We start from the raw sequence: 16,150 nt of genomic DNA, 5'->3' as shown, positions 1-16,150 counted from the left end.
GGTTCAAGAATGTTTCGTTGATCATAGGGAATCTCCTTTATATGTCAAAGAATATCCCTGAATCTGACGCTATTCATGTTGAATCATCAACTTTTTAGTTGAATTTAGCGAATTTTTTTAATTTTTTTTCATAGTTTTTCGATTTTTTTACGTATTAAATAGTATGAACATGCAAGAAAAATTAGAACAGCTTTTAACGTATGCCACACAAAAAAACGCAAGCGATATCCATTTAACGCTCCATCGGCATACTTTATCCATTCAGTTACGTATCTATGAGCAAATGGTAGAGCTTGTACAGGATCTCTGGGATGAATCCCTTTTTGAGTATGTGAAGTTTATATCCGGTTTTGATCTGACAAATCCGTATATCCCTCAAAATGGCCAATTCAGCTGGAAGCTAGGTTCTCAGGTTTTATACTGTCGCTTTAGCTTAATTCCCAATAAGCACCTGCAGACCGGTGTTATTCGTCTTTTGCATACAGGCATTCACCTTCCGATAGAAAGACTAACTTCAAAAAAGGAACATCAAATGTTCCTGGAAAGCCTGATTCATGCAAGACGTGGACTGGTGATTGCCTGTGGACCGACCAATTCCGGTAAAACCACCACGTTACATGCCATTTTACATGCGATTGCACAGCGTTCCATGCACAAGGTCGTATCGTTGGAAGACCCGATTGAAATTCAGGATCCATCTTATTTACAGCTACAGATCAATGAAGAATTAGGCTTTACATATGAAAAAGGAATTGAAGAGCTTCTTCGTCACGATCCGGATGTGATTTTTATCGGAGAAACACGAAACAGTTATACAGCCAAAATGGTCGTTCGCTGTGCCCTGACAGGCTCGCTTGCCTTTACCACACTGCATGCATCCAACGCATTAGAGGCTATACAACGCTTAGAAGATCTATCTGTATCCACCTATGATTTAAAAAACACATTGACGGCATTGATCGGACAAAGACTATATCAAGGCCCTAACGGAAAGGAGTGTATCTATGAAGTTTTATCCGGACAAGATCTTCAATATGCCCTGGAACATAAAGCCTATCCTAAAGGCTTTAAAACGCTCTCTAACGAGATTCAGGAAGCTTTGGATGCCCAAAGAATTCAAGATCCTCAAGCACGATTTGACCTGCAAAATCTCTAAAGAAGAGCTTGTTCAATTCAGTCTTTTATTAAATAAGGGATTGGATACAACTTTTATGATCGAGATTTGTTTTCGATGCCATAAAAACATTCTGGCAAAATTAAACGAAGGAGAAAAACTAGTTTCCATCCTGACAAACGGAAAAGAAAATTACTTTCAGATCTTAAGAATTCTAAAGGATCGACTGCCTTTTAAAGAAGCCATTCATTGTGCCAATGAAATCGATGATGTTGGCAAAGGTTGGATCAAGGAACTGATAAAGACAAGTATCTATCCGGCTTTCCTATTTTTATTCAGCTTTGGAATGATCCTCTTTTTTCAAGAAATGATCCTTCCGGCTATGTCTCAACTGGCATCAAAACAAGTTTTCCTGTTTTTATCGATCTTACAATTTGTGTTTTCCCTGCTTCTCTTTTTGATCTTTGTATTTTTAATATTTTTCCTGACTGTTTATACGCAAAAGAAAACAGAACATTTATACGCCATTTTCTGTCGATTTGCGCTCTTTCGCAAAGTTATTTCCTTGCACTTTTCTCTTTTAATGTCCACTTTTTTAGGCTATGGTCTTTCCACGATGGAATGCATTGAGATGCTTTGTAAGATTCATCCAAAAAGCTTGTATCATCCTTTGGCCATACAAATACAAAAAGCTCTTCATCAGGGAAATACGATGATACAAGCTTTGCAGCTATGTCATATGGATGAAGAGTTCGTACGTTTTTTTACCATGGGACTGCACACTTCATCCACCAAAGAACTTTTACATCTTTACCAGCAAAAAGTACAAAAAGAGTTGGAACAAAAGGCAAAGAAACTATCGCTTTATATTCAAATTGGCAGTTATATCAGCGTCGGTATAGTCGTTTTAACAGTCTATCAAATTTTATTAGTGCCTATGAATGTATTAAACACACTATAGAAAGGAATTTTATGAAAACAAAAAATGCGTTTACCCTTTTAGAAATGATGATCGTATTATTGATCATCACCATCATTCTTTTGATCACCTTGCCAAATATTACACAAAAAGAAACGATCATTCGTGAAAAAGGCTGTAAATCTCTTTTAAGTGTCATTGATTCACAAATCTTACTGTATCAAATCGAAAAGGATGAAGTCCCTTCCATTCAAGATTTGATCAATGATGGCTATCTGAAAGAAGAACAAGCCAAATGTCCAAACGGAAAGTCTGTGGAGATCATCAATGGACAAGCCACCAGTCAATAATGCCTTTACTTTGATGGAAGCTTTATTGACGCTTCTGATCATAAGCTTGTTGACACTGATCAGCTTAAAGCCTTCTATTTCTCACCTGGAGTACTTCTCTCGAAAAATGGCGGCTTATTCTGTTTTGACTCAGGAAAAAGCGTTTATCGCAAAAGAGAACAAAGATGTGCGTATCGAAAAAGACAGAGCTTATTTTGCGGATATCGAATTTCAATATCCACCGTCCATCTCTTGTACACCATTTGCGTTTCACTACAATGCCAAAGGTAATATTTCCCAGGCACATACCATTCAGTGTACAGACAAAGACCGTACCATCCACTTGATCTATCAATTAGGAAGCGGGCGTGTTCGCATTGAATAAAAACGGATTTTTAATGACAGAAGCATTGTTTGCCCTCTTTATCATACTTCTGTGTATCAGTCTTTTATGGAACAACATAGAGATAGTATTCAATAGTAAAGGATGGATCATCGATGAAAAGATCAATAAAGAATGGTTTTACCATGATTGATGCCCTTTTATCTTTGCTTGTTTTCAGTATCGTTACTTTATGCATACTTGTCTTTTTACAGACTTGTCTCAAAATGTTAAACATGGATATGCTTCAACAGGAACAAATGGCTGTGATCCAGCTTCGAGAAATCCTCTCTCTTTCCAAGGATATCGAAGTACAAAGTCATGAATTAACGATGAACTATAAGCATGAATCGATCTGGATCGGCCAGGATAAAGATCGACTTGTCAAAAAAGAGGGATATGAAATTCTTATGGAAGGAGTTAAAAATGTTGCGTTTTATCAACAAGATGAAGAAATTTTTTTATCCTATTCAAAGGCAGACAAAGAATACAACGTACAGATCTATTAACGGTTATATCAGCTCAGGGGCTCTGGTCTGTTTCTTTATCCTGTTGCAGGTGACAAGCCTGATCAGTTTATATCTGTTAGATCATGCCTATCTGATAGAGGCCAACAAACAAAGTACGATCGATCTTTCCTGTATTTCTTATGCCAGAGCCATGATCCAGCATAACGAAAGAATTCGTCAGTGTCATTTTGATCCAAAGGATTTGATTCTGGAAAAGAGTGAAGTGATAAACGATGTGTTGGTGACGTTTCGTGATGAAAATACATTCATCGATTGTATGTATGAGAAAAAAGAAAAGAAAGTCCACATGCGAATCTATTATGATACTCAGGGTATCTTCGACATGGACTTTCTTTAAAGATCATAGATGCTTCATTTCGTAGTTCCACTGTTTTTCAAAACCGATGGTTGTAGCCGGGCCGTGCCCCGGATATACCGGTAGATCATCTTCCAGAGCTGCCAGTTTGCGCAAAGACTCTTTCATCTGCATGACGCTGCCTGTTGGAAGATCCATTCTTCCGATAGAGCCTTGAAACAGGGTATCTCCGGAAAACAAATGATTTTCTATACGAAAACAACAGGAACCGCAAGTATGACCGGGCGTATGATAAACATCGATATCAAATTTTCCGATCGAAAGCTTGCCTTCCTGAATTCCGATTGCCTTGGAATGACAAACGATCGTTTCATAAAATGATAAAGAAGCATTCAACGCCGGATCCTGTAAAAAAGAAACTTCACTTTGATGAACATAAACCGGTACCGAATACGTTTCTGTGATCGAATCAACACCCTTGATATGATCAAAGTGAGCATGTGTCAGTAACACCGCTTCCAAATGTAAATGATTCTGTTCTAAAAAAGGCTGAAGATCCAACGCATCGCCGGGATCGATTACCAGACAAGAATCTTCCTTGACCACCACATAACAATTTGCCTGCACCATTCCTAATGGATATGTATAAATTTCTATCATGATCTGCTAGTAAAAAAGACCGATGATCCGGTCTTCTTTATTTCTTCTCCTTATGATCCGTTTTTTGATTACATTTTGGACAATATTTTTTAATTGTCATACGTTCAGGATGTTTCTTTTTATTTCGAGTTCCGATGTAGTTTTCTTCTCCACAAACAGAGCATTTAAATGTAATACGATCTCTCATGGACTGTCCTCCTTAACAAATATGCGAATGAATTGTATCATATATATTTTTTTGGTGCAAGAAGATTATTGATCCTGCGGATACAATTCAAAATATGTCTGTAAAACCTCCGGCATCACGTTATAAACACAGATGTTGCTTTTGAGGTTTTGTGTATTTTCCGCACTGGTCGGTGCCGAGCAGGCAAACGCAACACTAGGATTCTCATAGGGTGCATAGCCGACAAAGTTAGCGGTCGTCGCATCTCCAACTTCAGCCGTACCGGTTTTTCCCGCAACATCCTGTGATAACGCATTGATCTGGGTTCCACAGTTTTCGTCCGTAACACAAGCTCTAAATCCTTGTTGAATCCGTGAAAGCGATTCTGTATTGGACAAGGTTGATTTAAGCTTGACTGGATATTCTTCGACGATGTTTTGACTGTTGCTTTCGGTTACACGATCCATCATATGGATCTGATACATGCTGCCGGAAGTCGCAATCACCGAAACATATTGTAACAGCTGCAGCGGCGTGTACATATCCAACTGGCCAATGGAATAGTTTAATGTCATTCCCGGCAAATTACCAAAGCCCATATAGCCACTGACTTCCCCCGGTGCATCCACGCCGGTCACATTTCCTAAACCAAAGCGCGAGAAATAAGTGCGCATTTTATCTAAAGTCTGGCCCACATCTTCCATAACTAAAGGTTGGCCTTCTTCATAGGTTGCTCCACCTAAACGAATGGCGATGTTAAACATATAGACGTTACTGGAAACCGACAAAGCCTGTATATCATTGACAGGACCGTGATTTTCATACGAACCAAATTCCTCACCGCCGATGTTCATGATCTCATCGTTGATGACTTCTCCAGGCTTTACTACACCCTCGCTTTGCCCCATATAGATGGTAGCTCCTTTGATGCAGGAACCCGGATTGACCAGCGAAACATAGTTGCCGGAGGCAAAATATGTCATATCTTTGGTTTCCAGATCCATCGTATAGCCGGACATAGCCAAAACACCACCGGTCGTAGGGTCCATCATACAGGTAAACAAGCTGTTGAATTCCTCACGCCCTTCGGTACCACCTTCACGCTGTAGGACCGTCTTGAGCGTATTATCAAGTTTTTCCTGCAGTTCTATGTCGATCGTTAAATACAAATCAAAGCCCTTTTGTGCCGAACGCGTAACTTCCTTATGAGCCAAGCCATTTGAGTCATACGTTACGACCGATTCTTCACTGACCCCGGAAAGATAGTCGTTATAGTAAAGCTCTAAACCGGAAGCGCCTACCGGCGAATTATACTGAAAGCCCCTTTGCAGATAATAATCTACATTTTCGCTGGGAAGACCTTGCGTACTGGTCGTCACTGTTCCCAATACATCAGATAATGTTTCACCATATGGATACTCTCGTTTCCAACCCCCAAAATCGACATCAAAGCCCGGAAACTCGGTTTTGTGTTCCACTAAATACGCGACATCATCATCGCTGATATCCTCCAGAATGACATTCTGCAAAGAGGAAGAATTCACTGTTGTCATCCGACTGTAGATCACATAGGTTGCCTTTTCTTTATTCGAAAGTTCATCGATATCTTCATCAGTGATTCGTTCATACAGAAGTTGTGTTCGTTTGGAGGATGTCATAGAACCATTTTGAATACTATTCCATTCCGATTCACTGAATAGATGTCGACATCCATAATGTGGATCATCCGTATCCAATAAAGAGGTATAGGCAATGTACGCATTCTTTAAATCCGAAGATGAAAATTTATCTGCTTTGACATCAAATACCGAAACAATTCGATTGGCGTACAATAAATAATCATCTGTTGTCATGTTGTTGGGCGATGTATAGACGATATTGTGGCTGACCGTAGTTTTCGCAAGCACATTGCCATTCGTATCGAATATCTGACCTCTAGGCGCACTGATATATTGTGTAACGCTGGTATAATCATTTGTCAGCTGTGTATAGCGTTCATTGGAAAAGACTTGTATATAAACGAGTCTTAGAAAGATAACTAAAAAGAAAACCGTCACCAGACTGGCAAAACCGATGATACGTCTGGATATGACCTGATCTAAGGGCGCATCCAACCCTTGATGAAAGAAACGCAGGATTCTTTTCTTGATGTTTTTAAAAAACTGGCGCATGCAATCCCCCTATCTTGTACCATTTAATCACATTTGTCAGGTTTTGTCACTTGTTCTTCTTGCATGAAACTTATATACTTTCAAGTAGGAGTGATCAAAATGAAAAGAAATCAGACTCGTTCTGTACAAGTGAAAGATTTAGTTTTAGGCGGAAACGATCATGTATATATTCAATCCATGTGTAATATCAAAACATCACATGTAAAAGAAGTGATCGAACAAATTTTAGAATTGGAAGCGATGGGCTGCGAAATCATTCGTGTCAGCTGTATGGATCTAAACGATGCCAAAGCTATTGAAGAAATCGTGTCGAATATCCATATTCCATTGGTAGCCGATATTCACTTTGACTATCGACTCGCTTTAGCATGTATTGATGCCGGAGCGAATAAAATTCGCTTAAATCCGGGAAATATAGGTGCTCGGGAAAATGTCGAAACCGTGGTCAAAAAATGTAAAGAAAAACATATTCCGATACGAATTGGCATCAACAGCGGCTCTTTAGAAAAAGAGATTCATCAAAAATATGGAAAACCTACAGCACAGGGAATGATGGAAAGCGCACAAAGACATGTTCAGATCTTGGAAGATCTTCATTTCTATGATACGGTACTTTCCTTTAAATCCAGTGATCCCCTTTTATGTATAGAAGCCTATAAAAAGGCCTCGGAAATGTTTGACTATCCTTTACACTTAGGGGTTACTGAAGCCGGAACCATGATGACCAGTGCTATCAAAAGCACATTAGCTTTAGGAAATCTTTTATTGGATGGTATTGGCAATACCATTCGTATCAGTGTAAACGGTGCCCCGCAAAAAGAAATTCCCATCGTTAAAGAGCTTTTAAAATCGTGTAACTTGATTCAAAATGTACCGAATCTAATTGCCTGTCCGACATGTGGTCGTACGCAATGGGATATGGAGCCTGTCGTCAACGAAATTGAACAATACCTGCAGACCGTTCATAAAAATATTACCGTAGCCATCATGGGATGTGCTGTCAATGGGCCCGGTGAGGCAAAACATGCGGATATTGCCATTGCCGGCGGTAAAAATGAAGGTCTTTTGATCAAAAAGGGAGAAATTATCGAAAAGATTCCACAGCAGAAAATGGTACAACGCTTAAAACAGGAAATTGAAGCCTTCTAACACAAAAAGCCGGAAAACTCCGGCTTTTTACATCTTATTCACTTTTATAGGCTTTAAGCCATGCGATTTCTTCTTTGTAAGGCGGTTTACCATCGATATACGGTGTCTCCAGGATTTTCGTAATGGATTCCAGTTTAGGGTGATGAACGATCTTCGCCAATAAGGAATAACCGATATGACCCTGATCAATATTGGCATGGCGATCCTTGTGGGCACCTTTTTCATTTTTGGAATCATTAATATGCATAACTGCCAGTCTATCTAATCCTAATATCGCATCAAACTGGTTTAAAACGGCATCGAAATCCGAAAGATCGTACCCCGCATCATGAATATGACATGTATCCATACAGATTTTGACTCGTTCCTGTTTATGAATACCATCCAGAATCCAACGTAATTCCTCAAAGATTCGCCCGATTTCACTGCCCTTTCCGGCCATTGTTTCCAAGGCGATACAAACATCGCTTTCATCGGCATCTAAAACCGCATTTAGACCGTTCTGAATGGATGAGATCCCCACATCCACGCCGGCTTTTAAGTGGCTGCCGGGATGCAAAACTAATGTTTTTGCCCCCAGTGCATCCACTCGTTTTAATTCCTGTGATAAAAATTCGACACCAAACTGTGCAGTTTCCGGCTTGATGGTGTTGGCTAGATTGATCAGATAGGGTGCATGTACGATTACACGATCCATACAAAAATCATGCTTTGCCATCAATTCCTTGGCTTCTTCGATTCGAAACTGATCTAATGAAACACGTCGGGTATTGCTGGGAGCACCTGTATAGATCATGCAGGCATTGGCTCCGTATGAAAGTGATTCTTCAATACTCCCCAAAAAATACTTCGGTGCCTTTAAGGATACATGTGATCCTAAATAGATCATGATTCAAACCTCTTCTGGCGTTGTTTTTCTTTGGCTCTTTCTTTTTTCTGACGTTGAATGTCCTTTTGAATGATTTCTCTTTTTCTCTTTCGTTTTAGCTTTTCAATTTCCTGACGCTGTTTCTTTTTATAATTTGGTTTTACCTTCTTTGCCTTTTTCGATACGATTTTTTCAATTTCCTGCTGTAGTGGATCTTTGGAACGTTTTCTTTTTTGACCAAATGGTTTGAGATCGACCCATTGTCCGTGACGAATATCCTGATGTTCAAAAACGATTCCCTGATGCATCAAATCCTTAATCGCCGCCTCGTCTTTTTCATGATATAAGGCGTAACATACACCATCACGATTGGCACGACCGGTACGTCCGGAACGATGCACATAAAACTTTAGATCTTTTGGAAAACCACATGAAATAACATGGGTAATTCCCTCTAAGTCTATACCACGGCTGGCAATATCACTGGCAACGATATAGCTTTTTTTCTGTGACTGAATCGCTTTGATGGCCTGCATTCGCTCTCTGGATTCCAAATCACTATGAAGCTCTACCAGATCATATTGATGCTCTCTTAAAAAAGCGGCAATCTCGGCAGCTTCCTGATTGGTATTGGCAAAGATCAAACAGACATATGGATTGATATGGGATAGTACATCCAACAGCTTTTCTTCATAGCTTTTATGTTTACAAGGCACCAGAACATGACGAACATCGCTTTGGAAATTTTCACTATCTTCAATAGAGATCATGAAAGGATCAAACAAGTATTTCTTTAAAAATGGCTGTAAAGCTTCCGGTATAGTAGCGGAAAAAACCATCAACTGTACTTTTTTATCCATTTTAGAAAGAATTTCATCGATATCTTCTAAAAAGCCAAATTCCAGTGTCATATCCGCTTCATCGATAATGACCATTTTGGCAGTATCCAGACGCAATGTATTTTCCTGAACAAACAAATCCTTCATGCGCCCGGGCGTACCGATTACGATCTGTGGCTGTACATCGGAAACCTTACGATCCATCCCACCGGTCACAAGCTTTACACGCACTCCAAAATGTGCAGCCAATTTCTTACAACGCTCATACAGCTGAAAAGCAAGTTCTCTTGTCGGTGTAGAGATTACCGCCTGTACCGCATCGACAGTCGGATCAACCTGCTCAAAAATAGCCATGAAAAAGGCATGACTTTTCCCGGAACCAGTACTGGAGATACCGATAAGATCTCTTGTCTTATTTTTTCGATCCATCACTTGTTTTTGAATTGGCGTTAGTGTTTTAAAATGTTCTAACTCCATAATTTCCTTAACGACATTTGTATTTGACATGTTTATCACCTCAAAGCCAACTCATAATACCATAAAACATTTTTCAAAACAAACATCAAACGCTATAATAAAGAGTATGAAATATAAAGTCACAAAAGTAAAACCACAAGGATATTGCGGTGGAGTCCTAAAAGCGATTCAAACCGCAAAAGAATGTCGAAAACAAAACCCGGATATGCCGATTACGATCTTGGGAAATCTGGTTCATAACAGCTATGTCAAAAAAGCGCTGCAGCTTTACGATCTTAAAACCATCGAAGATCCTTCTAAAACCAGATGGGAATTATTAGATCAGATATCGGAAGGAATCGTCATCTTTACAGCTCATGGAGTCAGTTCAAAAGTTGTCCAAAAGGCAAAAGAAAAAGGCTTACAGATTATAGATGCCTCCTGTCCGTTTGTCCTACAGACACAAAGCATCGTCAAGGATAAGCTGGAACAAGGTTATACCGTTTTTTATATTGGAAAGAAAGGGCATCCCGAGGCTGAAGCCATTTATTCAACCAGCGACAAAGTGATCCTGATTGAAACGGAAAACGATATACCAATCAACATCCAGACTCCTATCTTTGTCACCAACCAAACCACCATGTCAGTATTGGAAATCAACACACTTTTCCAGGCAATTCGTAAAGTCTATCCGAATGCCCAGATCCATGATGAGATTTGTAATGCGACAAGAGTGCGTCAACAGGCGATATTGGATCTAAAGGACTCCGATGTAGATACGCTGATCGTTGTAGGTGATCCCACCAGCAACAACACCCAAAAGCTTGCTGCCATTGGAAAAACAGCCGGCATCCAGACTGTACTACAAGTTCAGAATCTGCAGCAGCTTGATACAACATCCATTCAAGAGTCCAAGCATATTGCCATCACCAGCGGAGCAAGTACACCAACGTATCTCATGGAACAGATTTATTCCTATCTCTGTCAATATCCATGTCAAAAAGATGACATTGATTTACATAAAATTCTCGATTAATCTATCAACAAGGCTGACACCAAATTGTCAGCCTTTTTAAACACCCTCTTATAACAAAAAAAAGGAGGACTCAGCTTTGCCTCCTCATGTTTTCTAAAATTTGTAGTCGTTGATTGGCTTCGGTACGCTTATGCTTAGGCATATGCGCTACGATCTGTTTCCACTTTTCCTGCTCTTTTTGAAGAAACAAAGAATACGTTGTATCTTTTCTGCAGGAAACCCCATAAAGAATTTCGCTCTGCGTTAAAGAATACGGTGTATTGGTATAGACAAGCTTCATGATCGGATAAAAATGACCATCTTCTTCCACTACACACTCTTGTTCGATCCTAAAACCTTGTTTAGATACATATTCCCGCAACAAGGAAGCATCCTTATGCGGACAGAAATAAAAGTGGATACCCTTTTTTATATGCGATTTCCCTTGTTCTAAAATATCGATCATCAAAGAAGCACCCATCCCCGCAATCACGATGGAATCCACATCCGAAGGAAGTTCTTTTATTCCATCCATTAAAAGACAAGTAACCTGTTCTTCCAAATGATGTAGATGAATATTCCTTTTGGCATTGTCCAAAGGCCCCGGTGCCACATCACAGGCATAAGCTTTTTGGATGCGCTTTTGTTGAAGTGCCTCCATGATCACATAACCATGATCACAGCCAATATCCGCTAAGCAATGTCCTTCAATCAAGGAAACGATCGCCTGTAAACGTTTGGATACAGCCATTAAGACTTCACAAAATCCTTTAGACGTTTAGAACGATTCGGATGTTTTAACTTCCGCAGTGCTTTTGCTTCGATCTGACGAATCCGCTCTCTAGTGACATTAAATTCTTTACCGACTTCTTCCAAAGTGCGTGTTCTTCCATCCTGCAAGCCAAAACGAAGACGAAGGACTTTTTCTTCACGTTCAGTCAATCCCTGCAGTACATTGTTGATCTCATCCTTCAACAACTGATTGTTTGTATAATCATCGGGTGACAAAGTTTCCTTATCTTCGATAAAGTCACCTAAATGTGAATCATCTTCTTCTCCGATCGGCGTTTCTAAACTAACCGGATCTAAGGCAATCTTTTGAATCTCACGAACCTTTTCGGCCGTAATATTTTCCATCTTTTCGGCAATTTCCTCCGGTAGAGGATCACGTCCTAAATCTTGTACCAGCTGTCGTTGGATACGCGTTAATTTATTGATTGTTTCAACCATGTGTACCGGAATACGGATCGTTCTAGCCTGATCGGCAATCGCACGTGTGATGGACTGACGAATCCACCATGTCGCATAGGTTGAAAACTTAAATCCTTTGGTATAATCAAACTTTTCAACAGCCTTGATCAAACCGCAGTTTCCTTCCTGGATCAAATCCAGAAACAACATACCACGTCCGACATATTTTTTCGCAATGGAAACAACTAGACGCAAGTTACTGGAAATCAGTTGTTGTTTGGCTTCTTCGTCACCTTCCTGGATTCGTTTGGCAATAATCGGTTCATCCTTTGGATCCAACAAAGGAATCTGACCGATCTCTTTTAGATACATTTTAACCGGATCATTGATCTTGGCATGCGATGCATTGGCAAACGATTGTTCCAAATGAGAAATTTCATCCTCGATCGAACTTTCATCGTCATCTCTGGCATCATCAATATTCGAATCCAGATCATCGGTTTCATCATCCAGTTCAAACTCTTCATCGTCCATTGTCTCATCCATAAATGTAATATCATTGTCGTCACACCAGGAAAACAAATCATCCATCGCATCATCATCCAGTCCCAGATCCGCAATCGCATCCATAAACTGGTTCTGTGAAATATCCGTATCGTTATCGCGGGTTTCAATCAAAAACTCTTTTGCCTCTTCAAGACTTTTAAATTTTTTCTTTACATTTGTCTTTAATGTCTCCACCATAGTTACCTTTCCTTTCGCAGACCATTCTTCTTGATGATCCATTCTCTTTTCTGCCTTGCCAGTTCAAGTTTCTCCTGATTATCCACACTTTGTATGATCTTTTGATTGATTAAGTCAATCTGCTCTTGATAAGTACATTCCCGAATCTTGTTCACACTATCCAGAAAAAACTTTTCATCATATTTTGTCATACGAAATGGATCTGACAAGAGGGCAAGCAGAAAATTCCGCACATCTTCTTCATCTATTTTAGATATCAGCTTATCAAAATCAATTCGATTCTGATATCGATATATGTCATAACAATAATAAGACAGCTGGTTACAAATCTCATCTTTAAAGAAACCTATCTCTTCCTTAAAGCGCAAAGCAGCTTCTTTACTGAGTAAGATCATGTTCAGACAGCTTTGTTCAGCCTGTTTACGCCCATCCTTGGGACGCTCCAACAACATTGGTACTTTTCGATATTTAACTTCCGGTTGGGATGTATTTTTAGGCTCGTTCAACGAAAGATCAAAGCCTGTCATCTCCTTAATACGGGCAAAGTACGTACTCTTTTCAAAATCTGTACATGTCTTACGAATACAGTCTTCCATGATCTGCACAAATTTTCGTTTATCCTCATAATTCTCCAGATCATATTTACGACTTAGATAATCCAGATAGAACTCAGCTAAGGAAATCGTTTTATGTACCAGATTCTTGAGGGCCGATGCTCCACCGCTTTCAAAGATTTCATCCGGGTCTTTCTCGGTCGGATTCTTGACAATCTGCATCGCAACATTATTCTCTAGAGCCAATATAGAAAATTTGTATGTGGCATCCTGACCGGCACGATCCCCGTCATAACATACGACCACAGGAACCTTTAGTGCTTTGATCAATAAGATCTGCGCCTTGGTACAGGCTGTCCCCAAACAAGCAATACTTTCATGAATTTCCGCCTTTTCAAAAGCCAGAACATCCATAGCTCCTTCCACCAAGATCACACGCTCGTTTTTACGGGCAAAATTCTTGGCCCGATGATAGTTAAAGATCAGATTTCCCTTTTCATAAATATTGGTTTGGGCTGTATTGATATACTTAGGTCCTTGATCCATATCAGAAAGCTTACGAGCCGTAAAGCCGACAGGATGCCCCTGATCATCATGGATTGGAATCATCAGGCGGTTAAAAAACGTAGCTCGCATTCCCTGTTGGCCTTCATGCACCAGACCCGTATCCAACAAATCCTTTGTGGCATAATTTTTCGCCTTAAAATAGTGCAAAGATCGCTCGTCCATAGGTGCATAACCAATTTCAAAACGTTTGCGAATATCTTCATGAATATGCCGCTTTTGAAGATACTGCATACACAAAAAGCCATCCTCGCTTTGCAGCTCATAGGCACAAAACTGAATATACGACTGCATCAAATCATAGTACGGCTGCTCTGCACTTTGTTCCTTCACGACCGGCGCTTCGATCCGTAGTGGATAGCCAATCATCTCCGCTACTTTGACGACTGCTTCCGGAAAAGAGATGTTTTCGATTTTTTGGACAAATGTAAAAACATTTCCGCCCGTTCCACATACAAAGCACTTAAAGATCTGTTTATCCGTGGAAATCGAAAGACTGGGATCATGGTCGTCATGAAATGGGCAGACCGCCATATAGTTCTTTCCTTTTTTATTTAGTGAAAGATAATGAGATAAGACATCAACGATATCCGCCTGCTGACGGATAGCGCGCATATCTTCTTCTTTGATCCAGCTCAAATTATCACCTACTAAAACTGTACTCGTTTTTCAATATAATCTTTTAGATCCTCAATTTTAATGCGTTCCTGTTCCATCGTATCACGATCACGAACTGTCACACATCCATCCTCCATCGTATCAAAGTCAACCGTTACACAATATGGTGTTCCGATCGCATCCTGACGACGATAGCGCTTACCGATGTTCTGGTTTTCATCATATGTACAGGCAAAATGCTTAGATAACATATTAAACACTTCACCGGCCTTATCCTGCAGTTTTTTCGATAACGGTAAAACCGCTACTTTATAAGGGGCCAAATAAGGATGCAGTTTCAAAACCACACGCGTATCTCTTTCCAATTCTTCAACGGTATAAGCTTCGCACATTAAAGCCAGAAGCAGACGTTCGACACCAACACTTGGTTCAATGACATAAGGAATATATTTTTCATTGGTTTCCGGATCAAAATATTCCAAACTCTGCTTACTTGTTGTCTGATGCGCCTTCAAGTCAAAATCGGTACGATCGGCGATACCCCACAGCTCGCCCCATCCAATCGGATCGGCAAAGTTATACTCAATATCGCTGGTTCCATTTGAATAATGCGCCAATTCCTCTTTGGCATGTTCACGAAGACGAATGTTTTGTTCATCCAATCCCAAATCCTTTAAGAACTGCACACAGGCATTACAGTACGTTTTAAACCATTCCAAATCCGTTCCCGGCTTACAGAAGAATTCCAGCTCCATCTGTTCAAATTCACGAGTACGGAAAATAAAGTTTCCCGGTGTAATTTCATTACGGAAGCTTTTTCCTATCTGACCGATACCAAACGGCAATTTTTTACGCATCGTTCTTTGTACATTTTTAAAGTTGACAAAGATACCCTGAGCCGTTTCCGGACGCAGATAAATCGTACTTTTCGCATCTTCCAAAACACCCTGGAAGGTTTTAAACATCAAGTTAAACTGACGAATATCCGTAAAGTTTTTGGCCCCACACTTTGGACAGGCAATTTCATGTTCACGGATATAGTTTTCCATCTCTTCATTGCTCCAGCCGTTTGGACTCACTTCATTGTGTGTTGCCTCTTCAATCAGCTGGTCGGCACGAAATCTGGATTTACATTCTTTACAATCCATCAACGGATCGCTAAAGCCACCCACATGACCAGAAGCCACCCATACATTCGGGTTCATTAAAATGGCACTCTGGATTCCAACGTTGTTTGGATCTTCCTGAATAAAACGCTTCCACCATGCATTTTTGATGTTCTGTTTCAATTCCACACCTAAAGGACCAAAATCCCATGTATTGGCAAGACCGCCATAAATTTCCGATCCCTGATAGACAAAACCAGAGGTTTTCATATGATTCACTACTTCATTAAAGTCATGTACTTTCATTCCCGATTCTCCTTATCTTTCTTTTTGTTCTGCATAAATTATATACAGAAATAGACGATACTTATTATACAACAAATGTTCAACAAAAAAAAGAAGTCAATCGACTTCTCTAACGATCACTGCATCTCGCACACAAATCCCATCGACTCCAGATTCTCTTTTGTCTTTGTGGCA

General features: G+C 40.0%; 17 protein-coding genes. 8 read left to right on the top strand and 9 right to left on the bottom strand.

The genetic code is table 11. The annotated features are described in order from the left end of the window. Positions 1 to 169 precede the first annotated feature (169 nt). From ACTQX6_RS12220 to ACTQX6_RS12195, 6 genes are all read left to right on the top strand, one after another. Positions 170 to 1,156: an ATPase, T2SS/T4P/T4SS family gene (locus ACTQX6_RS12220; RefSeq protein ID WP_294687381.1), complete on the top strand. Its 987-nt coding sequence runs from the start codon at positions 170 to 172 to the stop codon at positions 1,154 to 1,156. Beyond that, a complete protein-coding gene (locus tag ACTQX6_RS12215) occupies positions 1,104 to 2,075 on the top strand; it encodes a type II secretion system F family protein (protein WP_294687379.1) in 972 nt (323 codons plus the stop codon). Before ACTQX6_RS12220 ends, ACTQX6_RS12215 begins: the two co-directional genes overlap by 53 nt. Positions 2,076 to 2,086: 11 nt before the next feature. Then, complete coding sequence (comGC, locus tag ACTQX6_RS12210; RefSeq protein WP_022789874.1) at positions 2,087 to 2,383, top strand: competence type IV pilus major pilin ComGC; 297 nt, start codon at positions 2,087 to 2,089, stop codon at positions 2,381 to 2,383. After that, on the top strand, positions 2,361 to 2,747 hold the full coding sequence (locus ACTQX6_RS12205; protein WP_168965984.1) for a hypothetical protein: 387 nt from the start codon (positions 2,361 to 2,363) through the stop codon (positions 2,745 to 2,747). The genes comGC and ACTQX6_RS12205 overlap by 23 nt, the downstream gene beginning before the upstream one ends. Before the next feature lie 113 nt (positions 2,748 to 2,860). Beyond that, a complete protein-coding gene (locus ACTQX6_RS12200) occupies positions 2,861 to 3,253 on the top strand; it encodes a competence type IV pilus minor pilin ComGF (RefSeq protein ID WP_168965986.1) in 393 nt (130 codons plus the stop codon). Further along, the gene (locus ACTQX6_RS12195) at positions 3,192 to 3,611 is read left to right on the top strand and encodes a hypothetical protein (protein WP_117447028.1); all 420 of its coding nucleotides are present in this window, start codon (positions 3,192 to 3,194) and stop codon (positions 3,609 to 3,611) included. The genes ACTQX6_RS12200 and ACTQX6_RS12195 overlap by 62 nt, the downstream gene beginning before the upstream one ends. Positions 3,612 to 3,614: 3 nt before the next feature. Here ACTQX6_RS12195 and ACTQX6_RS12190 read toward each other — a convergent pair whose 3' ends face one another. The 3 genes from ACTQX6_RS12190 to ACTQX6_RS12180 all read right to left on the bottom strand — a co-directional run bounded on the left by ACTQX6_RS12190 (position 3,615) and on the right by ACTQX6_RS12180 (position 6,566). Continuing rightward, positions 3,615 to 4,229 (bottom strand): MBL fold metallo-hydrolase, encoded by a 615-nt coding sequence (locus ACTQX6_RS12190; RefSeq protein WP_117447029.1) that lies wholly within the window; start codon positions 4,227 to 4,229, stop codon positions 3,615 to 3,617. Between the two features lie 37 nt (positions 4,230 to 4,266). Continuing rightward, positions 4,267 to 4,416 (bottom strand): 50S ribosomal protein L33, encoded by a 150-nt coding sequence (gene rpmG, locus ACTQX6_RS12185; RefSeq protein ID WP_022355275.1) that lies wholly within the window; start codon positions 4,414 to 4,416, stop codon positions 4,267 to 4,269. Positions 4,417 to 4,481: 65 nt separating this feature from the next. Continuing rightward, entirely contained in the window at positions 4,482 to 6,566 is a 2,085-nt protein-coding gene (locus ACTQX6_RS12180) for a peptidoglycan D,D-transpeptidase FtsI family protein (protein ID WP_117447030.1), read from the bottom strand. A gap of 99 nt (positions 6,567 to 6,665) precedes the next feature. Between ACTQX6_RS12180 and ispG the strand changes: the two genes are divergently transcribed. Further along, positions 6,666 to 7,715 carry a flavodoxin-dependent (E)-4-hydroxy-3-methylbut-2-enyl-diphosphate synthase gene (gene ispG, locus ACTQX6_RS12175; protein WP_272003626.1) on the top strand — a complete coding sequence of 350 codons (1,050 nt, stop codon included), beginning with the start codon at positions 6,666 to 6,668 and terminating at the stop codon, positions 7,713 to 7,715. A 34-nt stretch (positions 7,716 to 7,749) separates the two neighbouring features. On the opposite strand, the gene ACTQX6_RS12170 is transcribed toward ispG, so the two are convergent. Both ACTQX6_RS12170 and ACTQX6_RS12165 read right to left on the bottom strand, forming a co-directional pair. Then, entirely contained in the window at positions 7,750 to 8,604 is an 855-nt protein-coding gene (locus ACTQX6_RS12170) for a deoxyribonuclease IV (RefSeq protein WP_441657544.1), read from the bottom strand. Then, a complete protein-coding gene (locus tag ACTQX6_RS12165) occupies positions 8,601 to 9,929 on the bottom strand; it encodes a DEAD/DEAH box helicase (protein ID WP_294688421.1) in 1,329 nt (442 codons plus the stop codon). The genes ACTQX6_RS12170 and ACTQX6_RS12165 overlap by 4 nt, the downstream gene beginning before the upstream one ends. 76 nt (positions 9,930 to 10,005) lie before the next feature. On the opposite strand from ACTQX6_RS12165, the gene ispH reads away from it, so the two are divergent. Continuing rightward, complete coding sequence (ispH, locus tag ACTQX6_RS12160; protein ID WP_294688422.1) at positions 10,006 to 10,914, top strand: 4-hydroxy-3-methylbut-2-enyl diphosphate reductase; 909 nt, start codon at positions 10,006 to 10,008, stop codon at positions 10,912 to 10,914. Between the two features lie 70 nt (positions 10,915 to 10,984). Here the strand turns inward: ispH and ACTQX6_RS12155 are convergent, their stop codons facing one another. The 4 genes from ACTQX6_RS12155 to ACTQX6_RS12140 are packed head-to-tail and all read right to left on the bottom strand — an operon-like array spanning position 10,985 to position 15,976. Further along, on the bottom strand, positions 10,985 to 11,644 hold the full coding sequence (locus ACTQX6_RS12155) for a tRNA (adenine(22)-N(1))-methyltransferase (protein WP_294688425.1): 660 nt from the start codon (positions 11,642 to 11,644) through the stop codon (positions 10,985 to 10,987). Then, complete coding sequence (gene rpoD, locus ACTQX6_RS12150; RefSeq protein WP_022789885.1) at positions 11,644 to 12,828, bottom strand: RNA polymerase sigma factor RpoD; 1,185 nt, start codon at positions 12,826 to 12,828, stop codon at positions 11,644 to 11,646. Before rpoD ends, ACTQX6_RS12155 begins: the two co-directional genes overlap by 1 nt. Positions 12,829 to 12,830: 2 nt before the next feature. Further along, the gene (dnaG, locus tag ACTQX6_RS12145) at positions 12,831 to 14,585 is read right to left on the bottom strand and encodes a DNA primase (protein ID WP_294688427.1); all 1,755 of its coding nucleotides are present in this window, start codon (positions 14,583 to 14,585) and stop codon (positions 12,831 to 12,833) included. Positions 14,586 to 14,596: 11 nt separating this feature from the next. Continuing rightward, positions 14,597 to 15,976: a glycine--tRNA ligase gene (locus ACTQX6_RS12140; protein ID WP_168966002.1), complete on the bottom strand. Its 1,380-nt coding sequence runs from the start codon at positions 15,974 to 15,976 to the stop codon at positions 14,597 to 14,599. Positions 15,977 to 16,150: the final 174 nt, after the last annotated feature.

This window comes from Faecalicoccus sp. LCP19S3_E2 (assembly GCF_052121255.1).
Lineage (GTDB): Bacteria > Bacillota_I > Bacilli_A > Erysipelotrichales > Erysipelotrichaceae > Faecalicoccus.
Note: the sequence above shows the minus strand (reverse complement) of the source record. Positions and strands in the feature narration are given on the sequence as shown.